Source organism: Azomonas agilis (assembly GCF_007830255.1).
Lineage (GTDB): Bacteria > Pseudomonadota > Gammaproteobacteria > Pseudomonadales > Pseudomonadaceae > Azomonas > Azomonas agilis.
This window is the reverse complement of the sequence record NZ_VLKG01000006.1, coordinates 193,439-215,705: the sequence shown is the minus strand read 5'-3', so window position 1 is coordinate 215,705 and position 22,267 is coordinate 193,439. Positions and strand designations below refer to the sequence as shown.

The 22,267-nt window shown below is 51.6% G+C and carries 23 protein-coding genes, 3 tRNA genes and 1 pseudogene; 11 read left to right on the top strand and 16 right to left on the bottom strand.

What is annotated here, in order from left to right; translation table 11 throughout:
• A partial coding sequence (locus LX59_RS09960) for a DNA adenine methylase (protein ID WP_144571706.1) occupies window positions 1–374 on the top strand: 374 nt, incomplete at its 5' end.
• A 161-nt stretch (window positions 375–535) separates the two neighbouring features.
• Here LX59_RS09960 and LX59_RS09955 read toward each other — a convergent pair.
• The 4 genes from LX59_RS09955 to dapA all read right to left on the bottom strand — a co-directional run bounded on the left by LX59_RS09955 (window position 536) and on the right by dapA (window position 3,665).
• Window positions 536–625: transfer RNA gene (locus LX59_RS09955), tRNA-Ser, on the bottom strand.
• A 68-nt stretch (window positions 626–693) separates the two neighbouring features.
• Entirely contained in the window at window positions 694–1,563 is an 870-nt protein-coding gene (locus tag LX59_RS09950) for a phosphoribosylaminoimidazolesuccinocarboxamide synthase (protein WP_144571705.1), read from the bottom strand.
• A 13-nt stretch (window positions 1,564–1,576) separates the two neighbouring features.
• Window positions 1,577–2,776 (bottom strand): outer membrane protein assembly factor BamC, encoded by a 1,200-nt coding sequence (gene bamC / locus LX59_RS09945; RefSeq protein ID WP_144571704.1) that lies wholly within the window; start codon window positions 2,774–2,776, stop codon window positions 1,577–1,579.
• Between the two features lie 10 nt (window positions 2,777–2,786).
• Window positions 2,787–3,665, bottom strand: a complete 879-nt coding sequence (dapA, locus tag LX59_RS09940; protein WP_144571703.1) for a 4-hydroxy-tetrahydrodipicolinate synthase — start codon at window positions 3,663–3,665, stop codon at window positions 2,787–2,789.
• Between the two features lie 293 nt (window positions 3,666–3,958).
• Between dapA and LX59_RS09935 the strand changes: the two genes are divergently transcribed.
• Together LX59_RS09935 and LX59_RS09930 are read left to right on the top strand one after the other, a co-directional pair.
• On the top strand, window positions 3,959–4,516 hold the full coding sequence (locus LX59_RS09935) for a glycine cleavage system transcriptional repressor (protein ID WP_144571702.1): 558 nt from the start codon (window positions 3,959–3,961) through the stop codon (window positions 4,514–4,516).
• A gap of 11 nt (window positions 4,517–4,527) precedes the next feature.
• Window positions 4,528–5,001, top strand: coding sequence for a peroxiredoxin (locus LX59_RS09930; protein WP_144571701.1), 474 nt, complete (start codon window positions 4,528–4,530; stop codon window positions 4,999–5,001).
• Here the strand turns inward: LX59_RS09930 and LX59_RS09925 are convergent.
• Window positions 4,980–5,243 (bottom strand): sulfurtransferase TusA family protein, encoded by a 264-nt coding sequence (locus tag LX59_RS09925; protein ID WP_144571700.1) that lies wholly within the window; start codon window positions 5,241–5,243, stop codon window positions 4,980–4,982. The two genes, LX59_RS09930 and LX59_RS09925, sit on opposite strands and share 22 nt — an antisense overlap.
• Window positions 5,244–5,322: 79 nt before the next feature.
• Here LX59_RS09925 and LX59_RS09920 point away from each other — a divergent pair, with 79 nt between their 5' ends.
• From LX59_RS09920 to LX59_RS09905, 4 genes are all read left to right on the top strand, one after another.
• On the top strand, window positions 5,323–6,786 hold the full coding sequence (locus LX59_RS09920) for a tetratricopeptide repeat protein (protein ID WP_144571699.1): 1,464 nt from the start codon (window positions 5,323–5,325) through the stop codon (window positions 6,784–6,786).
• Window positions 6,787–6,927: 141 nt separating this feature from the next.
• Window positions 6,928–7,815: an NAD(+) kinase gene (locus tag LX59_RS09915; protein WP_144571698.1), complete on the top strand. Its 888-nt coding sequence runs from the start codon at window positions 6,928–6,930 to the stop codon at window positions 7,813–7,815.
• Window positions 7,815–8,783 (top strand): metallophosphoesterase, encoded by a 969-nt coding sequence (locus tag LX59_RS09910; protein ID WP_144571697.1) that lies wholly within the window; start codon window positions 7,815–7,817, stop codon window positions 8,781–8,783. Before LX59_RS09915 ends, LX59_RS09910 begins: the two co-directional genes overlap by 1 nt.
• Complete coding sequence (locus LX59_RS09905; RefSeq protein WP_144571696.1) at window positions 8,780–9,685, top strand: rhomboid family intramembrane serine protease; 906 nt, start codon at window positions 8,780–8,782, stop codon at window positions 9,683–9,685. Before LX59_RS09910 ends, LX59_RS09905 begins: the two co-directional genes overlap by 4 nt.
• Window positions 9,686–9,690: 5 nt before the next feature.
• On the opposite strand, the gene LX59_RS09900 is transcribed toward LX59_RS09905, so the two are convergent.
• On the bottom strand, window positions 9,691–11,040 hold the full coding sequence (locus tag LX59_RS09900) for a DUF4214 domain-containing protein (RefSeq protein WP_144571695.1): 1,350 nt from the start codon (window positions 11,038–11,040) through the stop codon (window positions 9,691–9,693).
• A gap of 65 nt (window positions 11,041–11,105) precedes the next feature.
• A complete protein-coding gene (locus tag LX59_RS09895) occupies window positions 11,106–11,816 on the bottom strand; it encodes a glutamine amidotransferase (protein WP_144571694.1) in 711 nt (236 codons plus the stop codon).
• Window positions 11,817–12,184: 368 nt separating this feature from the next.
• On the opposite strand from LX59_RS09895, the gene LX59_RS15945 reads away from it, so the two are divergent.
• Window positions 12,185–12,445, top strand: a complete 261-nt coding sequence (locus LX59_RS15945; RefSeq protein WP_144571693.1) for a transposase — start codon at window positions 12,185–12,187, stop codon at window positions 12,443–12,445.
• Between the two features lie 29 nt (window positions 12,446–12,474).
• On the opposite strand, the pseudogene LX59_RS16165 reads toward LX59_RS15945, so the two are convergent.
• The 7 genes and pseudogenes from LX59_RS16165 to LX59_RS09865 form a co-directional block, all read right to left on the bottom strand.
• Window positions 12,475–12,672, bottom strand: a pseudogene (locus LX59_RS16165) (hypothetical protein); the annotation flags it as partial.
• A gap of 56 nt (window positions 12,673–12,728) precedes the next feature.
• Complete coding sequence (locus tag LX59_RS15615) at window positions 12,729–12,872, bottom strand: hypothetical protein (RefSeq protein ID WP_170234362.1); 144 nt, start codon at window positions 12,870–12,872, stop codon at window positions 12,729–12,731.
• A gap of 5 nt (window positions 12,873–12,877) precedes the next feature.
• Window positions 12,878–13,276: a DnaB-like helicase N-terminal domain-containing protein gene (locus LX59_RS09880; protein WP_144571691.1), complete on the bottom strand. Its 399-nt coding sequence runs from the start codon at window positions 13,274–13,276 to the stop codon at window positions 12,878–12,880.
• Window positions 13,263–13,919, bottom strand: a complete 657-nt coding sequence (locus LX59_RS09875) for a ParA family protein (protein ID WP_281284842.1) — start codon at window positions 13,917–13,919, stop codon at window positions 13,263–13,265. Before LX59_RS09875 ends, LX59_RS09880 begins: the two co-directional genes overlap by 14 nt.
• Window positions 13,916–14,131, bottom strand: coding sequence for a ParA family protein (locus LX59_RS16075; RefSeq protein WP_281284841.1), 216 nt, complete (start codon window positions 14,129–14,131; stop codon window positions 13,916–13,918). Before LX59_RS16075 ends, LX59_RS09875 begins: the two co-directional genes overlap by 4 nt.
• A 91-nt stretch (window positions 14,132–14,222) precedes the next feature.
• A tRNA-Asn gene (locus tag LX59_RS09870) sits at window positions 14,223–14,298 on the bottom strand.
• Window positions 14,299–14,354: 56 nt separating this feature from the next.
• Window positions 14,355–15,551 carry an amino acid aminotransferase gene (locus LX59_RS09865; RefSeq protein WP_144571690.1) on the bottom strand — a complete coding sequence of 399 codons (1,197 nt, stop codon included), beginning with the start codon at window positions 15,549–15,551 and terminating at the stop codon, window positions 14,355–14,357.
• A gap of 248 nt (window positions 15,552–15,799) precedes the next feature.
• On the opposite strand from LX59_RS09865, the gene uvrB reads away from it, so the two are divergent.
• From uvrB to LX59_RS09850, 3 genes are all read left to right on the top strand, one after another.
• Window positions 15,800–17,821, top strand: a complete 2,022-nt coding sequence (gene uvrB, locus LX59_RS09860; protein ID WP_144571689.1) for an excinuclease ABC subunit UvrB — start codon at window positions 15,800–15,802, stop codon at window positions 17,819–17,821.
• 54 nt (window positions 17,822–17,875) lie between these two features.
• On the top strand, window positions 17,876–19,357 hold the full coding sequence (gltX, locus tag LX59_RS09855) for a glutamate--tRNA ligase (RefSeq protein WP_144571688.1): 1,482 nt from the start codon (window positions 17,876–17,878) through the stop codon (window positions 19,355–19,357).
• Between the two features lie 125 nt (window positions 19,358–19,482).
• Window positions 19,483–19,559 (top strand) — tRNA-Arg (locus tag LX59_RS09850).
• Window positions 19,560–19,645: 86 nt separating this feature from the next.
• Here the strand turns inward: LX59_RS09850 and gudD are convergent.
• Both gudD and LX59_RS09840 read right to left on the bottom strand, forming a co-directional pair.
• Window positions 19,646–20,995: a glucarate dehydratase gene (gene gudD, locus LX59_RS09845; protein ID WP_144571687.1), complete on the bottom strand. Its 1,350-nt coding sequence runs from the start codon at window positions 20,993–20,995 to the stop codon at window positions 19,646–19,648.
• Between the two features lie 124 nt (window positions 20,996–21,119).
• Window positions 21,120–22,163, bottom strand: coding sequence for a LacI family DNA-binding transcriptional regulator (locus LX59_RS09840; protein WP_144571686.1), 1,044 nt, complete (start codon window positions 22,161–22,163; stop codon window positions 21,120–21,122).
• Between the last annotated feature and the right edge of the window lie 104 nt (window positions 22,164–22,267).

The window sequence follows — 22,267 nt, the reverse complement described above, 5'->3', positions numbered from 1 at the left end:
CTCCCGACAGCGCCCTTATTCATCGGCGTTTGCAAAGCGTAGTCATTGAGCGGCGGGATGCGCTGGAGGTGATTCGGGCGCAGGACACGCCCCAGACGCTGTTCTATGTTGATCCACCTTATATGCCCTCAACCCGCAGCGCCGCCAAATACCGGCATGAGCTGAATCTTGAACAGCATCAGGCGTTGTTAGATCGGCTCACCAAAGTACAGGGCATGGTGGTGATCTCTGGGTATCCCTCAGAGCTTTATGACGATGTGCTCACAGGATGGGGTCGAGTGGAGCGTAAGCACAGGGCATCCGGCAGTGCATTACTCCGTACCGAGGTTTTGTGGATCTCTCCGGCGGCTCAGGAGAGTTTAACGATGCGTTAAAAATGAAACCTATTTTTAACTACTGAAAGGAGCGGTGTGTGCAAAATATCGCGCAAAAGTGCGACAAATATCGCGCGTCGCTACAGATTTTTCAGTAGTGTCCCAAAATTGTCCCAAATAAAAAAGCTCCAGAAGTGTAAAACCTCTGGAGCCCTTTAAAATGGCGGAGAGATAGGGATTTGAACCCTAGGTACGGTTGCCCGTACAACGGATTTCGAATCCGTCCCGTTCGGCCACTCCGGCATCTCTCCAAACGACAGCTATCATAGCAGTTTGTTTGGAGAGATCGAAGCCTAATGACTGATTTTTATGAGTATTTTTAGACAGTTAGACGAAGCAATGCTTCACGATATTTCTCAGCAGTCTTTTCGGCAATCTCTGTAGGGAGCATGGGGGCTGGAGGTTGTTTATTCCAACCGGTGGATTCTAGCCAATCCCGTACAAACTGCTTATCGAAGCTGGGGGGATTTTTCCCTTCGACATAGCTATCCGCAGGCCAAAAACGGCTTGAGTCTGGCGTTAGAGCTTCATCCATGAGGATCAGAGTCCCCTGTTCATCGAGGCCAAACTCGAATTTAGTATCCGCGATAATAATGCCTCGGGTGGCGGCATATTCGGCAGCAGCAGTGTATAGAGCAATGGCTGTATCCCGCACTTTAGCCGCTAAGTCCGGGCCGATTAGGGATTCACATTGGGCAAACGAAATATTCTCGTCGTGATCACCAAGGGCGGCTTTGGTGGAGGGCGTAAAAATCGGGGCTGGAAGTTTAGAGGCTTCCTTTAAGCCACTGGGCAGAGCGATGCCGCACACCGTGCCACTTTGTTGATATTCCTTCCAACCGGAACCCGCCAAGTAACCGCGGACGATGGCTTCTACAGCAATGGGTTTAAGCCGTTTGGCAACAACCGAGCGTCCCTCCACTGCGGCTAAGTCTTCAGAAGAAACAACCTGTTCAACCTTATCGCCTGTAAGGTGATTAGGGACTAAGTGCTCCAGTTTAGAAAACCAGAAGTTGGAGATGGCCGTCAGAATCTTACCCTTATCCGGGATAGGTTCATTCAGGATGACATCAAAAGCGGATAAGCGATCGCTGGCAACCATCAGCATGCGTTTATCGTCGATTTCAAATAAATCGCGCACTTTGCCGGAGTAGAGTTTTTTCAGATGAATATGCGGAGCCGTTGTCATAGAAGAACTCGGATTATCGAGGGCCACGGTTATCGTTACCCGATCCACCAGGGCCTGGGCCTTTAGATCCGGGCTTTTGTTTAGCAGCGGACTGATCCAGATGTTGCCTGAGCATGGATAGTACGCGGTTTGCTACTTCGTTAGGGGCCAGCGTGTTGATGTCTTTTTCTAAGGAGACCTGTGTCCCTTCAGAGATACGTGCGACTCGTACCTGATAACGTTCAGCGCGGGCTTCGATCTCTTCAGGGTCAGGGCCGCCACCAAAGATCATATTCCAGAAACTTTGCTTGCCTGCTGATCGACCGGATGAACCTTCTGACAGGTTCACGTAGTAAATCCCCAAGCTGCGGTTTAAGTCTTCAACCCGTATATCCGCCGATTCAAGGGCACTACCTACACGCGACCAAGCTCGGTCAAAGTCTGTGTCCAGTTGCAGTAGGGGATTGCCTGCTGCGTCTTTGGTGAGAAAAACTCGGCTTGGGGCATCGTACTCTTGTTCTGCCAGCAAGGAGATACCATCACCCACGCCTTCGGTACGCAAGAAGCTGATTTGGATTTCATCCAGTACGGCGGCTTCTAGCTTAGGATCGTCAGAGCGCTGAGGCCAAGCTACATTGGGGGTGGTGGCTGTGCTGGTGCTGCGGTGAGCCGCTAAGATAAAAATCTCACTGGTGTTACGTTGTACACCCGGCTCAATCCGAATCCGCAAACGGGTTTCACCTTCAGGTAAGGCGCTTTGGCGTAAACTAGAGGAAAGCTCTGATGCTTTTTGCCAAGCGGTGGTCATTTCCCCCATATAGGCTTTTTCCCCATCAATTTTAAAACCGTTGCTGGTCAGAAATTGACGGGTTGCTGTCCAAAGTTGGGCTGGAGGTCGTTGGGCAATCAACCAGCGCTGGTCTTTTGTCGTTTGCAGGCTAAAGTCCTGCGGGTTGTTAGCAATGGTTAGTTTCTGAGGGCGTGGAACCTCATAGCCACCAGTAACACGGCTGTCTGCTACATTACGTGGAATGACCAGTAAAGGATCTAACGGGCGCGTCTCTATGTTAGAGGGGACACGCATCTCAGGGGATTGCCGCGACTCTTGATAGTCGTTCGCGCGATCCCGAAAGTAGCCGTGTTCGCCCCATAGCCAGTCTAAAGAGAACCAACTACAGCCCGAAGTGCTGACGATGGTAATCGCCAGCAGCAGAAGTCCTGCCCATTGTTTCATATCAAAAGGATCAGCTCAGTAAGCCACAGTGGCGCAAGGCATCCCGTAACAGGGGCTGATAACTGGAGTTAAGCCAAGTCAGGGGCAAACGAATACCGGAGGGGATTAATCCCATTTCGTGGAGTGCCCATTTCACAGGAATAGGGTTGGACTCTAAAAACAATGCCTTATGTAAAGGCATTAGCCGTTCGTTGATGGCGCGCACTTGCTCTGCGCGGCCTTCCATTGCAGCAACACAGAGGTCGCTCATGGCACGGGGGGCTACGTTGGCAGTAACAGAGATATTACCTTTACCGCCCATCAGAATGAGCTCTCCGGCGGTAGGGTCATCACCCGAGTAGACAAGGAAATCCGAGCTAACGCGCTCCAGAATTTCTTGGGCGCGCTGTAAATTTCCCGTGGCTTCTTTGATGCCAATAATATGGTCGATTTTAGACAGGCGCTCAACGGTATCCGGCAGCATATCGCAGGAGGTACGGCCCGGCACGTTGTACAGAATCTGTGGGATAGCTACAGAGTTTGCAATGTGCTTAAAGTGCTGAAACAAACCCTCTTGGGTGGGTTTGTTGTAGTAAGGCGTGACCAGAAGGCAGGCATCCGCCCCGACATTTTTAGCAGCTTGAGTGAGTTCTACGGACTCACGGGTTGAGTTACCGCCCGTGCCTGCAATCACAGGAATACGGCCATTAACTTGATCAACCACCCGGCGAATCACTTCAATGTGTTCAGCGACTTCCAGAGTGGCGGATTCGCCCGTAGTACCGACAGCAACGATGGCATGGGTGCCTTCCTGTAGATGGAAGTCCACCAGCTTACTCAGGCTGCTCCAGTCCAGACCACCTTGTTCATTCATGGGTGTGACCAGTGCCACCATACTGCCCGAGATCATGTTGCCACTCCTGCCGATAAAGAATAAAGGTCAGTAAAATCTTTAGCGTTAAAGCGCCAATAAATAGCCTTACCCGCTGATATTACAGGATACCGGTGTGATAAAACCGGCATGTTGGAGCGCGATCTTAGCACTACAAGCGATCAGATCGAAGGCCTATTCATAGAGGAAATGGGAACTGGGCTAATAAAAAGCCCACTAACCCCTTGCTATTAAATTCCATCCCCTGTGTATTTTCGTTACTCTTCTGCGTTTCGGCGTGCCAGTCGAGTGTCTCAAGTCAGGAAATTTGCATGGTTACCCCTTCTGTTCGTGAACAGTTCCTCGTCCTTAGCGTTTTGGGGAAAGACCCCATGGACTTGGCGCATTTGCTGTGCCGCACCAGTCTTGAAAGTCGTTGTGTGATGGATATGGCACGCTTGACTCGGCATGGCGAGTACAGTGCCTTGGTTTTACAGGTGTCTGGTAGTTGGGATGCGTTAGCGCGTATGGAGTCAGCGGTCACGAGTTTGGCTAAAAAGCATGGGTTGCGGGTTAACCTAACCCGCAGTAGCCCCTTGGATGATCGGCCTATGGCATTACCCTATGTGGCGTACGTTAGTGCCGTTTATCGCCCCGATATTGTGAGCGAGCTGTGTCAGTTTTTTGCCAGCCACCGAATAGAGCTGGAGCAGATGAACTGCGACACCTATTTGGCCCCACAAACCGGCGGTCTGATGCTCAATGCCACCTTAACCCTCATATTGCCGGCGGGCATCCAGATCAATTGGTTACGGGATCAGTTTTTAGATTTTGCGGATGCGCTTAATCTCGATGCTTTGATTGAACCTTGGCGGCCACAAACGCCCTGAGTCTGGAGTAAATGATGATTACCCTTGATGCTCCCATTCCCGACTTTCAGGCACAGGCCACCAGTGGCTTGCGGGTGCAGAGTTCGGCCCTCGTGGGTCAGCAATACCTTCTGTACTTTTACCCTAAAGACAGCACCCCCGGTTGTACTACAGAGGCTCAGGATTTTCGGGATCGCTTCGCCCAATTTCAGCAGGCTAATACGCTGATTTTTGGGGTATCCCGAGATACTTTACGCAGCCATGAAAATTTTCGTCGTAAACAAGAGCTACCCTTTGAGCTGATTTCAGATGCCAACGAGCACCTGTGTCAGCTCTTTGATGTATTGAAAATGAAGAAACTGTACGGGCGTGAGTACTTAGGTATTGAGCGCAGCAGCTTTTTGATTGATCAGCACGGAGTTCTGCGCTACCAATGGCGTAATCTTAAAGTGAAGGGACATGCAGATCAGGTACTAGAGGCTGCTCAGGCTTTGCAGAGCCAGTAGAGGTAGACCACTTCAGGTTCTGACTGGACAGCTTCCTGTATTAAGGTATGTCCAGAAAGCTGGGCAAAGCTACGAAAGTCCCGCTGTGAAGCTGCATCAGTGACTAATACCTTGAGAACTTGGCCAGAGGACAGGCTATTGAGCGCTAGTTTAGCTTTGAGCAAAGGCAGAGGGCAGGTCAGTCCACGGACATCTAATTCGACATCGTGAATCATGGATTCGCTAGGGCTGATAGAGATCATATCGGCGCTTCCTTTTTAAAAGGAGTCAGCATACTCACCCCATCATGGGCTGACCAGTTGGCCAATTCCAGGAACGACAATGAGTCTTCGTATTAACAAAAACGTCCTGAGTACCCTATTAAGAACCGGTGTGTTGGCATTGAGCTGTGGATTGGCCATGCCTACGGCAATGGCCAGTGATCTGCCCGCTTTGGGTGATGCGAGTTCTGGGATTGTTTCGCCTGAGCAAGAGTATCTGCTGGGACGTGCTTGGTTGAGCTTGGTGCGTGGTCAAGTGCGGCAACTGTCCGATCCACTGTTAAAAGAATATGTGGAAACCAGCGTGTACCGGCTGGCTGAAACCAGTCAGGTACAGGATCGTCGGTTTGAGTTCGTACTGCTGGAAAGCCCTGAGCTAAACGCCTTTGCCGCGCCCGGTGGCATTATCGGAGTGAATGGTGGCTTATTTTTGCATGCGGAAACAGAAGCCGAATATGCCTCAGTAATGGCCCACGAATTGGCGCACTTATCCCAGCGCCATTTTGCTCGGGGTTTAGAGGCTCAACAGCAAATACAAATTCCGGTCATGGCTGCTATGTTAGCGGGCGTGGTTGCCTCTGCGGTGGGGGCTGCGGATGTGGGTATGGCGGCGATTACCTCCTCGCAGGCGGCAGCTTACCAAGCTCAAACCAAGTTTTCGCGCCAAAACGAGCAGGAAGCTGACCGTATTGGTTTGGTGAATTTGGAGCGAGCTGGGTATTCACCGCAGGCCATGCCCGCCATGTTTGAGCGTTTGATTCGTCAATATCGTTATGTACAAAAGCCGCCGGAATTTTTAACCACTCACCCCTTGAGCGAATCGCGGGTGGCGGATACCAAAAATCGCGCCGATATGCTGCCCAAACAGGGTGTCAACGATACTTTGCGTTATCAGTTGATGCGTGCGCGTATGACTTTGAAATTTGAGACCACCCCTGGAATAAGCGCCCGCCAGTTTCGGAGCGAGCTGAATGCTGATCCTCAAAATTACGCAGCGCGCTATGGTTTGGCGCTGGCGTTAATGCGTACCGGCCAATACGATGAAGCGAGAACACACCTAGCTAATTTGTTGGAACGAGCTCCGGGTGAGTTAGCGTACAACCTAGCCCAAGTAGAGCTGGATACCAATACCAAGCGTATGGCGCAAGCAAATGACCGCATTGAACGCTTACGCCGTACCTACCCCGATAGCTTCCCTATCCAACAGGTACAGGCTGAGTTATTGCAAAAGCAAAATCGGATTCGTGAATCTTCGGAAATCTTGAATCAACTGATTAAACGTCGTCCTAAAGACCCAGATATTTGGTACGAAGTAGCAGAGGTTCGTGGCTTGATGGGTGATACTCTAGGCGTACACCAAGCGCGGGCTGAGTTTTTTGCCTTAGTAGGAGACTACGATCAAGCCTTTGAGCAATTGGATTACGCTAAGCGGCGCTCTCCCAACTTTCAGACAGCCGCCCGCATGGATGCGCGTTTAAGAGAGTTGAAAGAAGAGAAGCGCATGGTAGACCAAATTCTGCAATAGCGCTTTGGATAAGACTCAAGGTGAGGGTTATAGGTTCATAATAGCTCGATAGTCCATTGGGGCGGGCTAGTATCAAGGGTGCTCACTCAATTGGATGGCATAATTAAGCTTTCTTTCCCTTAAGCCATACGGGATACCCTCATGGAGCAATTCCGCAACATCGGCATCATCGGTCGTCTTGGCAGTACCCAAGTGCTAGATACCATCCGTCGGCTGAAACACTTCCTGATGGAGCGTAACCTGCACGTCATTTTGGATGAAACCATTGCTGAGGTAATGCCTGGGCATGGGATGCAAGTCTCCTCAAGAAACAGCTTAGGGGAGTCCTGCGACTTAGTGATTGTGGTGGGTGGTGATGGCAGCTTATTAGGTGCGGCGCGGGCTATGGCTCGGCATCGTGTGCCTGTGTTAGGTATTAACCGAGGTACTCTAGGCTTTTTAACCGACATCAGTCCTGATGAGTTAGAAACCCGCCTTAGCGAAGTCTTGGCAGGACAATACATCGTCGAAAACCGTTTTCTGTTGGAAACACTGGCTCGCCGCAATAATGAAGCCATTGGTGAAAGCGACGCGCTGAACGATGTGGTGCTACATCCAGGTAAATCGACACGCATGATTGAGTTTGAGCTGTACATTGACGGCCAATTCGTCTACAGCCAAAAATCTGATGGCCTGATTATCGCCACTCCAACCGGCTCTACGGCTTATGCACTGTCTGCGGGTGGCCCGATTATGCAGCCTAAATTAGATGCCTTGGTGATCGTACCGATGCACCCGCACACACTCTCTAGCCGCCCGATTGTGGTTAATGGGCACAGTGAGCTGAAGATTATTATCTCCCCTGATATGCAGATTTATCCGCAAATCTCCTGTGATGGCCAAAACCACTTTACCTGTGCCCCCGGTGACAGCATCACCATCCGCAAAAAAGCGCAAAAACTGCAGTTGATTCACCCATTGGATTACAACTATTACACTGTATGTCGCACCAAACTTGGGTGGGGCAGCCGTCTGGTTGGAGGCGATTAATGCAACTAGACCCAGAGCGCAGCTACGACCTCATCGGTGATATACACGGTTGTGCGGATACCCTAAAGCTCCTGTTGGAGCGTTTGGGCTATCGGGAGCAAGGGGGTGTTTGGCGGCATCCGTGGCGGCAAGTTATTTTTCTGGGAGACATCATTGATCGAGGCTCCCATATTCGAGAGTCCCTGCATTTGGTTCACGACATGGTGGATCGAGATCAAGCCTACTGCATTATGGGTAACCATGAGTTTAGTGCCTTAGGTTGGTATACGCCGGCCCCCGCAGGTAGCGGTAAGCAGTTTGTGCGCGAACACAGTCCGCGCTTTACCAAGCTACTGCGGGAGACTTTGTTGCAGTTTGATCCCTATCCCAATGAATGGCGTGCGTTTCGTGATTGGTTCATGGAGCTGCCTTTGTATTTGGAGTCTGAGCGTTTTCGAGTGGTACACGCCTGCTGGGATAAATACCTGATGGCACAATTTTGCCCACAGCTTGATGAAGGTCGCCTAACTCCAGACTTATTACGCCAATCTGCCTTTGAGGACAGCTTTGAAAGCATGGCTTTGAACCGTATTTTGCGCGGTACGGATATGCCCTTGCCTAATGGTCTGACGCTGATTAGCGAAGAAGGCTTTGTGCGTACTGTATTTCGTACCAAATTTTGGGAGGAGCACCCTAAAACCTACGGTGATGTAGTGTTCCAGCCCGATGGTTTGCCCGAACATGCCGCCCGAGTGCCCTTAGAGGAACATCAGCGTCGTCGCTTGTTCCTGTATGGCGCTGAGGAGCCCATTTTATTCGTGGGACATTATTGGTGCAGCGGTCGGCCCGGGCCGCTAAAGCCGAATTTGGCGTGTTTGGATTACAGTGCCGTGCGTGGCGGAAAATTAGTGGCCTATCGTCTGGATCAAGAAACTCAGTTAAATCCCGCTCATTTTGTATGGGTAGATGTTGAGCGCAAAGAACGATGAATGTAACCCTGTGTGAAGCGCTACGCCGCCCCACGATTGAGGATTTGAGCGGTTTTTTGGCCTTGCTGCGTCAACTACATATTCCCTGTCGTATTTACGAAGAGGGTGAATATCAGGTTTTGGTCGTGCCGGTTGAGCAGGTGGCAGAGGTACAGGATTTGTATCGGCGTTATCCGCAGGGTCATGTGTTGGCGGTTCAGGCAGAAGCAGCAGCTCAAATAGATCACATGGGTTCAGAGACTCGCCGTTTGAGTCATCGCTTGGGATTTAGCCGAGTACCGGTCACATGGGTGATTTTGAGCATTACGGCGTTAGTCGCTCTGTTTACCGCGTTAGGGGATAATCTCGAAACTATACGGCATTTGAGCTTTTTAGATTTTCGTATTCGAGGAGACTATGGCTATTTTTCAACTTTGGAGCAGATGCTCGGCACGGGCCAATATTGGCGCTTAATCACGCCTATTTTTGTGCATTTTGGCATCTTGCATTTAGCCATGAATAGCCTGTGGTTTTGGGAGCTAGGTCGGCGTATTGAGCTACACCAAGGGTCGATATTATTGGCCGTTTTAGTGCTGCTCTTTGGTTTAACTTCGAATCTAGCCCAGTATTTTTACGGTGGCCCCGGAGTTTTTGGCGGTTTATCGGGTGTGCTGTACGGCTTGTTAGGGCACTGTTGGTTGCATCAGCGATTGGCCCCCACAGAGGCGTACCAATTACCTCAAGGGGTGGTAGGTTTGATGCTGATTTGGCTATTGGTGTGCTTGAGTGGCTTGGTTGAAACCCTGAGCTTTGGGGCTATGTCCATTGCTAATGCGGCCCATGTAGCAGGATTGTTAATCGGTTGTGCTACCGGCACACTCAGTGGCTATTACGCCCGCACTCAGCATTCACGGGCTGAATAGTTCAACTAACCTAACCAGATGCCCCAATCTGTATCGGCTTGTGTTTGTAATTGGTTTTCTGTGCTCTCTGAGAAATAAGCCAATACATTCGCTGTCGATAGACCTGCCTGCATCTGCTCCATCCAGTATTGATAGCCTTCTACATCGGGTGCTCGGTTCAAGGCATTTTGGTAAAGGGCTGTGAGCAGCTCATCCTTCGTGGGGGACTCACCGTAAAGGTTCTGGTATTCCGGGCTTTGTATGAAGGCTTGGGATATCTGCATCAAGCCGACTCCCTGATCCATGACTGAGATCCAGAAGTTCAAGCCTTCGGTATCTGGTGTGCGGTCGAAAGCCGCTTGATAGAGCCGATAAGCACTGCCAGCCACTTCCCAAGCACCAGTATCCAAAGCAAGGGTGCCATTTGTAAATTCAAGGCGTTCAATATTATCTAGCGTAGCGGAAATGTGAGCTTGAGCTTTGTGGGTAAGTTGCCAGCCCGCATCGTTTTTAGCTAACTGGTACTGATCGAAGTTTTCAGTGAAAACCAAGGTGTCGAGTCCTGATCCTCCTATAAATGTTTCGGCTGCGTTGTTGGAAAGGATAAAACGGTCATTACCCTCGGTACCATAGTGGGTTTGAGGGGCGTTTAGGCCAGAGATTAGGGAATCGTTTTCAGCAATTGCTGTGAGCAGATCTTCATACACGAGGCTTAGATCAGCCCAGTGGTTGCTGTATGAGCTGGCAGAGGATTTCACGCCGACGATGCTGGGTGTGCCTTGATCGTCGTACACATACAGAGGGCCGCCAGAGCTTCCTGAGCCCATTAATTCGCTACTGGTGTAGCTATAAGTCGAATATATGGAGTACTGAGAGTTAGCCTCAATCCATACCTGCCCACTCATCAACCCAGTTCCTTCGGCAGGATAACCCAACTGCGTGGCCCAAAAGCGGGTGTTGCTGTAATCGGCGGATAAATTAAACCAGCCTAGGGTGTCGCCAATGGCTTCACTAAGGCCAATGAGGGCTACATCGTATTGGGTTTCTGCGAAGGTTAGGGTTTCGGGATCATTATCCACGAAAACCGATTCAGGATAAGCCCATGCGTTCCAAGTGAAGTCCTGTTCTAAAATCAGTAGTGGCATGCTTTCAAAGCGTTGTAGATAGCCGTTGAAATCCACACCTGCATATAAATCCAAGTCTATGGCCCAGCCACCGTAATCAGGGGCATAGAGCATATGTGTGGCGGTTAAAACATCATTACGCCCCACTAAAGCTCCGGTGCCAAAAATCATTTGGCCATTTGGAAAAGTAGTAACCAGTAACGTAGTAGCAGAGTAGGGATAGCTGCCGGTATTTTTGATTTCCGTAGCCATAGGTGCTCCTTAGATCAGCTGATACTGCCTAGTATGAGGGCAGCATCAGAATCATCAACGATGAGTTATTCGTTCACTTCATCTAACCATTGATGGAGCATCTGTTGAGCGGAGGTTTCTAGGGCTTTAGCGTATTCATAGGCATCTTTTCGAAGCTGAACTACATCAAGTCCGGGGGTTTGGCTAATTTCTAAAGTATGTCCCACATACCATACTTCTAAATCCTTAGCTCTGGCTTCGGGATGGCACTGGAAGGCCAAAGTCGTTTTCCCTAAGGCGAATATTTGATGGGGATAGGCTTGACTTGAGCCAAGGAGTACCGCATTAGGAGGGAGGTCAAAGGTATCTCCGTGCCAATGAAGTACTTTGGGGGCATGGGTTGCCAAGTGTTTTACGGGCGATGTCTGGGCTTCTGGGGTATAGCTAAGTTCAGACCAGCCAATTTCTTTGCCATTCTTTCCCGGATACACCTTGCCGCCTGCCGCTTGGGCTATGATTTGTGCGCCTAGGCAAATTCCAAGAGTCGGAAGTCCTTTTTGGGTTCGATACCGAGCCAGCTCCAATTCCTGTTCTAAAAAGGGATAAAGGTTGGCCTCGTAAACGCCGATAGGCCCACCGAGGAGAATACACAGCTTTGCATTAAAGCCTGAGGTGAGATCATCGGTAGCTGCTTGCAGGTACTGAATATCCCAACCTCTTTCCCTAAGCACGGGCTCAAAACTCCCTAAGCCCTCAAAGGGAACGTGTTGAATCACGGTACAAATGTGTTGAGTCATTGCTCTATCCTTTCAGCTTTGGGTACAACCCAAAATATATGCGAACGATGTTTTCAGTCTAGACGAAAGGCCGCCAGATGGCGTAGATGGGAAGACATGACCGATACATGAGCATTAGTTGTTTCCGGGAACACCTCGCGCAGGGTCTAGGCGACATTGCGTATATCACGGGTTTCGTCACCAATTCTTGTAAGAGAGGTAATAGCTCTCCATGTAGTGGTAGGCAATTTTCTGTTGTATGGATAGCACCTTTGGCGTTAGTTGAACTGTGTCCCCATTTTGTTCGTCCTTCCGTGGGCTTTTGATTGTAATGGTCTAATATTCCCGGATACCTAAATAGGTGAAACTACATCTACTGAGGAGTCTCTGTGAGTAGAAAGCACAGAACCTTCGATACCGACTTCAAGTTGGAAGTCGCCAAAATGGTTAAGGATCAGGGTATAAGCGTTAGTCAGGTCTGCCGTGATCTTAAGCTGGGCGATGCGGCTGTACGGCGCGGGGTTCAGCAATATGAAACAGAACGACTCGGTGACGGTAAGCTTGGCAAGCCATCCACCGCAGAACAACAGCGGATTCGTGAGTTTGAACAGCAAGTGCGCGACTTGAAAATGGCGCGCACTACTTTGTAAATGTAGCTCTCGGTTACGCCATACTCACGAACCAATACGTCAGCATTGGTTCCATCATAACGCTCAACCAAATGTAGATTTAGCCGTTTATGGGCTACCTCATCGCTCTTTGGGATGCAGAGCGTTATGCCTGCCCAGCGACGATGAATCTGAAACACCAGCTCTTCGGCTTCGTCGTTTGCAGTTTTTTCTGCTATGCCGTGCTTGGTGAGCACGACTGTTAGCATCTCTGACAGCTCACGCATCATCGTATTGCGCCGGTGTATTTGCTGGGAGCGCATTTTCATAGAGCTGCTCCCCCGTGAAGAGCCGCCATACGCTGTTGAGCTTCTTCTTGGTTAATCAACCCAAGCTGCAAATCCCCTGAGATTTTCGACATTTTCTCAAGGTAACTCTCTTGGCTGGGTGATTGGGTTTGTGCGGGCATAGGATTTACCTTGCCAGAAGTACGGTCATTAGCCTAGCCACTACAGGAGCTTTAAAGGGTACAGCTACCGAAGGCGTATTGCGCGCCAGACTCGCCAAATAAGCCAAATCCAGAAATTGACGCTCGGTTTCAGTCAACTGCTCTGCAATCGTAATCACATCAAAGGGCAGAGATTTGAGGCTCAATGCTTGAATGGCTTTGAACAAAATCCGATGTTCTGAAAGATAGAAGGCCTCAGAGCCGGTGATAAGTTCACATACCTCATCCCAGCACTGGTTATCCAACAACAAACCGCCCAAGACCGATTGCTCGGCCTCAATCGAATGGGGTGGCAAACGGCCCATGTTCTGAACCGGTGTTGCTAAGTTTGATTTAGGGGCTGAGGCAGTGTTAGTGATCGACATGATCCGCCCCCTTGTCCGAGCCAGTCGGGGTCATTGCTTGCAGGAACGGAATCCAATCAGGATTAAGCTCTGCAGCGACGGCCCGAATCTGATCGGCTCCCGCAGGACTTTTTCGTCCAGCGGGTTTGACGGGTTCGAATCGATGGATGGGTTGGCCAAGTGCGGCTGCCTGACGGAAGGCCGTCAGATGGCGTAGATGGGAAGACATGACCGATACGTGAGCGTTAGCCGTCTCTGGAAACATTTCACGCAGGGCTTGGGTGATGTTGCGTGCATCGCGGGTTTCGTCGAGGCGGTTGATTAACAAGGAGACAGGGGGCACCCTCAAATGGGTGTACTGGGCGAGGGTGCGTAGCTCATCCAGCATCCCTAAAGTACCCCGGACGAACTCACGGGCTGAGAGTAACTCAGGGGTGATGAGGGATAGGGCGTGATCGCAAGCGAGGAGGGCCGCTTCAAGGATAATACCGCGTGCTCCTTGGGTGTCCATGAGAAGGACATCGTAGTCTTGGCCAAACTGCTGCACGAGATGTGACAAGCGAAAGCGCCCATCGGGTGAGGCCAAGAGTAGTTGGGGGAGCTGGGCCTTAAAGTCATTAGATACAATGACGTGCAAACGGTCGATGACCGTCTGAGAAATCACTTGGTCAGAATGTGTTTGGTTAAGCGCGATGAGCTCATAAACCCCACCGGGTGCTTCGTGGGTGAGCTGATAATAACTAGAAAGCGTGGGCTGAATTCGAGATCCAGCATCAGAACGCGCAGGCCAGAGTCGGCGAGTAGCGCACCGAGGTGAGCGCAAGTAGTTGATTTACCTACGCCACCTTTGGTGGATATGACGGTTACTGCGAACATTACGGATTCCTCCGGTTAGGGGAAGGAAAACCGTACAGCGCATCCAATAGGACGAATCCTGTAACCTGCCAAAAGCCTTACAAACTGAACTTGGCTCCGCGACCTGGACTCGAACCAGGGACCCAATGATTAACAGTCATTTGCTCTACCGACTGAGCTATCGCGGAAAAGTGAGCGCATCCTACTGTTTTTCAACAATAAGTCAAGCCCCCTAAACCAAGGTTTAGAGCACTTTTACTATGGAGTCGGCCACGTAATCCAAGTTCTTATGATTCAGAGCAGCCGCACAAATACGGCCTGTGCTGATGGCGTAGACTCCAAATTCCACCCGTAAGCGCTCCACTTGCTGGGCGGTTAAGCCTGAATAGGAGAACATGCCCCGTTGGCGCGCAATAAAGCTAAAGTCCTGCTTAGCGCCTCGGCTGGCTAAAGCTTGCACTAAAGCTAAACGCATGCTTTGGATACGGGAGCGCATGCTGGTGAGTTCTTCTTCCCACAGAACGCGTAGCTCCGGACTTTTCAAAATATTGGCTACTACGGTGGCCCCATGAGTCGGAGGGTTGGAGTAGTTGGTACGAATTACGCGCTTAATCTGTGAGCGTACCCGCTGAGCCTCATCTGCATTTTGAGTGACCAGTGTAAGCGCACCCACACGCTCGCCGTACAGGGAGAATGACTTGGAGAAGGAGCTGGAAACCAGAAAGCTCAATCCCGATTGGGCAAACAGACGCACCGCCAGAGCATCTTCTTCAATACCTTCGCCAAAGCCTTGATAGGCAATATCCACAAAGGGAACATGGCCGCAGGTTTTGATGACTTCAATGATCTGGTGCCAGTCTTCAGCGTTCAGATCCAAGCCGGTTGGGTTGTGGCAGCAGGCATGCAGCACAATAATGGAGCGTGGAGGCAACTGTTGTAAGTCTTCCAACAAGCCAGCACGATCTACATCATAGGTTTGCGGGTTGTAATAGCGGTAGGTTTTGACCGGAAAGCCTGCGGACTCAAACAAGGCCCGATGGTTTTCCCAGCTTGGGTCGCTAATGGCTACTACGGAGTTGGGTAGCAAGCGTTTTAAAAAGTCAGCACCCACTTTCAGAGCACCCGTACCACCCAAGGATTGGGTCGTGACCACTCGTCCGTCGTCCAGCAGAGGGGAGTCTTGTCCGAACAGCATCTTCTGCACGGCCAAGTCATAGGTCAGTACCCCTTCAATGGGCAGATAACCGCGTGGGCCTTGGGTTTCTAGGCGGGCTTTTTCCGCTTCGGCTACGGCGCGCAGCAGCGGAATCTTGCCTTCTTCGTTGTAATATACGCCAACGCCAAGGTTCACCTTGTATTGCCGAGTGTCGGCATTAAAGGTTTCAGTAAGACCCAGAATGGGGTCGCGGGGCGCCATTTCGACAGCAGAAAACAAACTCATGGTCAGAGCTCGGATAGGTAAGTGAAGAAGGGAGCAGCAAAGACCGCATAGCCTTGGCTTGTAAAAGGCTTGCGCAAACGGGTAGGCATTATACGGCCTTAAACCCCAAGCTGCGATACCACTTGAGCCTTGTTATTCTGAATTTTTCTAGTATTAGATGAACTTTATGCTAGGTATAAGCCCATAATCAGCGCAGATAGCCTCAATTAGGTATCGATGAGTGATGGTCTTTGTTCTGAGAGGTCAGTATGTCGTCGTCTGAGTTTCAGCTCGTTACCACCTATCAACCGGCGGGTGATCAACCCGAGGCTATCCGCCAGTTGGTTGAAGGTTTAGAGGCTGGTTTGACCCATCAAACCCTGTTGGGGGTAACCGGCTCGGGTAAGACCTTCAGCATTGCCAACGTGATTGCGCAGGTAAAACGCCCGACCTTGGTGTTAGCACCGAATAAAACCTTGGCCGCTCAGTTGTACGGCGAGTTTAAAAGCTTCTTTCCCCACAACTCGGTGGAGTATTTCGTCTCCTATTACGACTACTACCAGCCGGAAGCCTATGTGCCTTCTTCGGATACCTATATTGAGAAGGACGCCTCTATTAATGACCACATCGAACAGATGCGTTTGTCTGCCACCAAAGCCCTGATGGAGCGTTCGGACGCGATCATTGTAGCCACGGTTTCCTGCATTTACGGTTTGGGTGATCCCGAAAGCTATCTGAAAATGGTGCTGCATTTGGATCGTGGCGACCGTATGGATCAGCGCGCCTTATTGCAGCGTTTGGCCGAGTTACAGTACAGCCGCAACGATGCCGATTTTTCACGGGCGACCTTCCGAGTGCGTGGCGATGTGGTGGATATTTTCCCTGCCGAATCCGAGCTGGAAGCGATTCGGGTGGAGCTGTTCGACGATGAGGTGGAGAGCATTACCGCTTTTGACCCTTTGACTGGAGCTGTACTGCGTAAGCTGCCGCGCTTTACCTTCTACCCGAAAAGCCACTACGTCACCCCGCGTGAAACGATTTTGGAAGCGGTGGAGCGAATCAAGCTGGAGTTGAGGGGGCGACTGGAAGCGCTGCGCGCCGACGATAAATTGGTAGAAGCACAGCGCTTGGAGCAACGCACCCGTTTTGACTTAGAAATGCTGGTGGAGCTGGGCTACTGCAACGGCATCGAAAACTACTCGCGCTATCTGTCTGGTCGTGCGCCCGGTGAACCACCACCGACGCTGTACGACTATCTGCCAGACAATGCCCTATTGGTGATCGACGAATCCCACGTTTCCGTACCGCAAATTGGAGCCATGTATAAGGGCGACCGTTCGCGTAAGGAAACCCTAGTCAATTACGGCTTCCGTCTACCGTCCGCTTTGGACAACCGCCCCATGCGGTTTGAAGAGTGGGAAGCGGCCAGTCCGCAGACTATTTTTGTTTCCGCTACCCCCGGCCCTTATGAGGCAGAGCATGCCGGTCGAGTAGTGGAGCAAGTGGTGCGACCTACCGGCTTGGTCGATCCGATGATTGAGGTACGTCCTGCGACCACACAGGTGGATGATCTGCTGTCGGAGATTCATAAGCGGGTGGCCCTGAAAGAGCGTGTGCTGGTCACCACCCTAACCAAGCGTATGGCCGAAGACCTAACCGAATACCTGCACGAGCAAGGCATTCGCGTGCGCTATCTGCATTCGGATATTGATACCGTGGAGCGGGTGGAAATCATCCGTGACCTGCGACTGGGCACTTTTGATGTCTTGGTGGGCATTAACCTGCTGCGCGAGGGTTTGGACATGCCCGAAGTATCCTTGGTCGCGGTGTTGGACGCGGATAAAGAAGGCTTCTTGCGTTCGGAGCGCTCCCTGATTCAAACCGTAGGCCGCGCGGCGCGTAACCTCAATGGCCATGCCATCCTGTATGCAGACAAAGTCACCGGCTCCATGCAGCGGGCGATGGATGAAACCGAGCGCCGTCGCAACAAGCAGCTCGCCTTTAATGAAGTCCACGGCATTGTGCCGCGCGGGGTGCAAAAGGACATCCGCGACATCATGGAGGGGGCCGTAGCTCCGGGCGGGCGCAGCAGCAAACGCAAAGCCGCGCTGAAAGTAGTGGAGGAGGCGGGTAGCTATGCCGTGGCGCTTCAGTCACCGGCCGAGATTGAACGCCGCATTCGCCAGTTGGAAAGCAAAATGTTGGATCTGGCGCGCAATCTGGAGTTTGAGGCCGCCGCCCAAGTGCGGGATGAAATTCAAGCCTTACGCGCCCGTTTGCTGGAGCTGTGATCGCGCTGCCGGTAACATGCCCCGTTTATTGATCCGTTAGCCTTGAGAGTCAAAATGACCACCGTTCGTACCCGCATCGCGCCATCTCCTACTGGCGATCCCCACGTTGGCACCGCCTATATCGCGCTGTTTAACCTGTGCTTTGCCCGTCAGCACGGTGGCCAGTTTGTCCTGCGCATTGAAGACACCGACCAAGTGCGCTCTACCCGTGAATCGGAGCAGCAGATTTTCGATGCCCTGCGCTGGTTAGGTATTGAGTGGGACGAAGGCCCGGATGTCGGCGGCCCCCACGGCCCCTACCGTCAGAGCGAGCGCAGTGCCATCTACAAAAAATACTCCGATGAATTAGTAAGTAAGGGCCACGCTTTCCCCTGTTTTTGTTCTGCCGAGCGCCTGGATCAGGTGCGGGCGGCACAACAAGCCAACAAGGAAACCCCGCGCTACGACGGCCATTGCATGCACATTGCCCCTGAAGAGGCGCAAAAACGCATTGCAGCCGGTGAGTCTCATGTCATTCGCATGAAAGTGCCCACCGAAGGCATCTGTACTGTGCCGGACATGCTGCGCGGCGATGTAGAAATCCCGTGGGATCGCATGGACATGCAGGTGCTGATGAAAGCCGACGGCCTGCCCACCTACTTCCTTGCCAACGTGGTGGACGACCACCTGATGGGGATTACCCACGTGTTGCGCGGTGAGGAATGGCTGCCTTCCGCACCTAAGCTGATCAAGCTGTACGAGTATTTTGGCTGGGAACAGCCCGTACTCTGCTACATGCCGCTGCTGCGTAACCCGGACAAGAGCAAGCTGTCCAAGCGCAAAAACCCAACTTCGGTCACCTTCTACCAGCGCATGGGCTTTTTGCCCGAAGCCATGCTCAACTATTTGGGCCGCATGGGCTGGTCGATGCCGGACGAGCGTGAGAAATTCAGCTTGGCGGAAATGGTCGAGCACTTCGACATCAATCGTATCTCCTTGGGTGGCCCGATTTTCGACATCGAAAAACTCTCGTGGCTGAACGGCCAATGGATGCGTGAGCTGACTGTCGAGGACTTTGCCGCTAAAGCACGCGAGTGGGCTTTTAATCCTCAGTACCTGATGCAGATTGCGCCGCTGGTGCAGGGGCGAGTGGAAACCTTTAGCCAAATCGCACCCTTGGCGGGTTTCTTCTTCTCAGGTGGATTGGCCCTTGATCCGGCGCTGTTTGCCCACAAGAAGTTGGATGAAGCTCAAGTCCGTCAGCTGATGCAGTTGATCCTGTGGAAGTTGGAGGCCCTGCGCCAGTGGAATAAAGACAACATCACCCTGTGCATTCAAAACGTGGCCGAGCATTTGGGTTTGAAGCTGCGCGATGCTATGCCGCTGATGTTTGTCGCCATTACCGGGCAGGCTAGCTCGGTATCGGTGTTGGATGCTATGGAAATCCTCGGCCCAGATTTGACCCGCTTCCGTCTGCGTCAAGCACTGGAGCTGCTGGGTGGCGCTTCCAAAAAAGAGGCTAAAGACTGGGAAAAACTGCTGGCAGAGCTGAAATAGTCTTTAAGCCAGTGGTGTAGGGCAGAGCCATCTTAGGATGGCTCTTATCTGTAAGAGATGCAGATAAAGCGCTGAAGCATGACAAGCTTTCTTAGGATCGCTAATATAGCGCCCCTCTTCTATAAGTCCCAGTAGCTCAATTGGATAGAGCATCCCCCTCCTAAGGGGAAGGTTGGTGGTTCAAGCCCACTCTGGGACACCAGTGTTATTGTTCTTGTATCCATTGCGCTCTTCAGATGGATAGGAAGCCTTATACACTATTCCATGCAATCTTGGCTGTATTGATCCTTAACGTACGAAGCAAGGACGCTTGGGATCAAACTTCCAATTGCTGATCAAATACTGCATGGCCACCGCATCGTTGCGCGCCCCTAACCCCATAGATTTATACAGCTCATGGGCTCTGTTCAGTTGATCGAAGTCGATCTCTAAACCGAGGCCGGGTTTTTGCGATACCTTGACTTTACCACCAACGATTTTTGGCGGTTCTTTGGTCAGACGTTGACCGTCTTGCCAAATCCAGTGGGTATCAATAGCCGTGATCTTGCCCGGAGCCGCAGCCGCCACATGGGTGAACATGGCTAAGGAAATGTCGAAGTGGTTATTGGAATGGGAGCCCCAAGTCAGTCCCCAGTCGTTGCACATTTGCGCTACCCGAACCGAACCTTGCATGGTCCAGAAATGCGGATCGGCCAAAGGAATATCTACGGATTGCAGTTGAATCGCGTGTCCCATCTGCCGCCAGTCGGTGGCGATCATGTTGGTGGCGGTCGGCAAGCCCGTAGAGCGGCGGAACTCAGCCATCACTTCGCGGCCTGAGTAGCCTTCTTCCGCGCCGCACGGATCTTCAGCATAGGCGAGGACGTTATGCATATTGCGGCACAGACGAACTGCATCTTTAAGCAGCCAGCCCCCGTTGGGGTCTAAGGTGATGCGCGCATCAGGGAAACGCTCGGCCAACGCAGTAACCGCCTCGATTTCCTCCTCACCGCGCAGCACACCGCCCTTGAGTTTGAAGTCTTGGAAGCCATAACGCTGTTGCGCCGCTTCAGCCAAACGCACCACCGTCTCTGGGGTCAGGGCTTCTTCGTTGCGCACACGGAACCAATCGTTATCCGCATCCGCTTCAGTGCGGTAGGACAAATCGGTCTTCTTACGGTCACCCACGTAGAACAGGTAACCCAGCATCTCGACCTCGTCGCGCTGTTGGCCTTCACCGAGTAAAGCAGCTACCGGTACTTCAAGGTGCTGACCCAACAGATCCAACAAAGCCGCTTCCAGAGCAGTCACCGCGTGGATGGTGATGCGCAAATCGAAGGTTTGCAGGCCACGGCCACCGGCATCACGACCGGCAAAGGTTTGACGTACTTGATTGAGGAGCTTTTGATACTGGCTGATGGGCTGACCGACGATCAGACTACGCGCATCTTCCAAGGTTTGACGAATGCCATCACCCCCTGGAACCTCACCAATCCCCATATGCCCGGAGTTATCTTTTAGGATCACCAGGTTACGGGTGAAAAAGGGGCCATGAGCGCCGCTTAGGTTAAGCAGCATGGAGTCATGACCGGCTACCGGGATAACTTGTAGCTCAGTGACAATCGGGGTAGCGCTGGTTTTTTGAGTCTGGGTGTTCATTAGATTTATTCTCCGACATCATTATACGTCATCGTATGACTGGTTAGATCTTATATTGATAGCGCTATCAGTCAAGCTCAACCTTAAAGTTTTTTTAGACCAAAAAAAGTGGATACGAAATGAATTAAGTACTGAATCGCTCTAACAGAGTGAATCCTGTATCAACCCTTAGCTTAAGGTTGCAGGTTTTATCCGCGAATCGTCCGAGCAGAGCCTCAGCGATTTGCCGTCCCATTTCTGGGGCATTCACACTGACGGTCGATAATGCGGGGTAGGCAAACTCTGACTCTGTGATATTGCCAAACCCCAGCACGGCTAAGTCATCGGGGATGTGCAGGTTCATGCTGGCCGCCTCAGCCAAAACGCCCAATGCCAGAATGTCGGAACTACAGATCACCAATTGCGGCCTAGAGTTGCGCTTGAGCAAACGCCGTAACCCTTCACGCCCCACTTGCCAAGTGGCGGGTAAAGGCAGGGTTTCGACCAAGGTATGGGTGATTCCAAGCTGTTTTAGCTGACTCACCAAACTGTTGGTACGCCGCAATCCACGCGGATCATCGGCGGTAATGACGGCAAAATCTCGATACCCCTTAGCGAAAAAATGCTGGGCAATGTGTTGTCCTACCTGCTCATGGGAAAAACCGATTTGCATATCGAGTGCAGAGTCTCCCAAGTCCCAAGCCTCGACCACCGGAATACCGGCTGAAGCTAAGCGGCGGCGGCTGGATTCGGTATGCAAGGTGCCGGTCAAGACCACACCATCGGGGCGACGGCCTAAAATGGCTTCTAACAGAATTTCTTCTTTCTTGGCGGAATATCCGGTCGAGCCCAACAACGATTGATAGCCCGCCTCTGTAAGGCGATCCATCATCGCCTGTACAGCAGTGGAAAACAGAGAGTGGTTGATGGTCGGTAACAGTATCGCCACCAAGCGGCTTTTACTGGAGGCTAAACCACCGGCCAACAAATTGGGAACATAACCCAGGGTTTGAACGGTTTCGAGCACCCTTTTTCGTGTGGCTTCGTTGACCAATTCAGGGCGATTTAATGCCCGAGAAGCAGTGATCGGTGACACACCAGCCCGTTTGGCCACATCAGCCAGTGTCAAGGAGACATCCTGAGTTGCAGAACCAAGAGCCGCGAGCTCTCGCTTGGATTTTTTGGCCACGGAATTTCCAGAAAATACGGCGTGTATCACAGATCGAATGGGCCAAATCATATCAGGGCCGTGGCAACCCGATCAGCCATAAAACACCAAAACCCTATTCATCG

Bases quoted from the DNA above. Each gene is read 5' to 3' on its own strand.
- LX59_RS09950 (WP_144571705.1), bottom strand. From the start codon at position 1,563: ATGACAACGGCTCCGCATATTCATCTGAAAAAACTCTACTCCGGCAAA.
- bamC (WP_144571704.1), bottom strand. From the start codon at position 2,776: ATGAAACAATGGGCAGGACTTCTGCTGCTGGCGATTACCATCGTCAGC.
- dapA (WP_144571703.1), bottom strand. From the start codon at position 3,665: ATGATCTCGGGCAGTATGGTGGCACTGGTCACACCCATGAATGAACAA.
- LX59_RS09935 (WP_144571702.1), top strand. From the start codon at position 3,959: ATGGTTACCCCTTCTGTTCGTGAACAGTTCCTCGTCCTTAGCGTTTTG.
- LX59_RS09930 (WP_144571701.1), top strand. From the start codon at position 4,528: ATGATGATTACCCTTGATGCTCCCATTCCCGACTTTCAGGCACAGGCC.
- LX59_RS09925 (WP_144571700.1), bottom strand. From the start codon at position 5,243: ATGATCTCTATCAGCCCTAGCGAATCCATGATTCACGATGTCGAATTA.
- LX59_RS09920 (WP_144571699.1), top strand. From the start codon at position 5,323: ATGAGTCTTCGTATTAACAAAAACGTCCTGAGTACCCTATTAAGAACC.
- LX59_RS09915 (WP_144571698.1), top strand. From the start codon at position 6,928: ATGGAGCAATTCCGCAACATCGGCATCATCGGTCGTCTTGGCAGTACC.
- LX59_RS09910 (WP_144571697.1), top strand. From the start codon at position 7,815: ATGCAACTAGACCCAGAGCGCAGCTACGACCTCATCGGTGATATACAC.
- LX59_RS09905 (WP_144571696.1), top strand. From the start codon at position 8,780: ATGAATGTAACCCTGTGTGAAGCGCTACGCCGCCCCACGATTGAGGAT.
- LX59_RS09900 (WP_144571695.1), bottom strand. From the start codon at position 11,040: ATGGCTACGGAAATCAAAAATACCGGCAGCTATCCCTACTCTGCTACT.
- LX59_RS09895 (WP_144571694.1), bottom strand. From the start codon at position 11,816: ATGACTCAACACATTTGTACCGTGATTCAACACGTTCCCTTTGAGGGC.
- LX59_RS15615 (WP_170234362.1), bottom strand. From the start codon at position 12,872: ATGCCCGCACAAACCCAATCACCCAGCCAAGAGAGTTACCTTGAGAAA.
- LX59_RS09880 (WP_144571691.1), bottom strand. From the start codon at position 13,276: ATGTCGATCACTAACACTGCCTCAGCCCCTAAATCAAACTTAGCAACA.
- LX59_RS16075 (WP_281284841.1), bottom strand. From the start codon at position 14,131: ATGTTCGCAGTAACCGTCATATCCACCAAAGGTGGCGTAGGTAAATCA.
- LX59_RS09865 (WP_144571690.1), bottom strand. From the start codon at position 15,551: ATGAGTTTGTTTTCTGCTGTCGAAATGGCGCCCCGCGACCCCATTCTG.
- uvrB (WP_144571689.1), top strand. From the start codon at position 15,800: ATGTCGTCGTCTGAGTTTCAGCTCGTTACCACCTATCAACCGGCGGGT.
- gltX (WP_144571688.1), top strand. From the start codon at position 17,876: ATGACCACCGTTCGTACCCGCATCGCGCCATCTCCTACTGGCGATCCC.
- gudD (WP_144571687.1), bottom strand. From the start codon at position 20,995: ATGAACACCCAGACTCAAAAAACCAGCGCTACCCCGATTGTCACTGAG.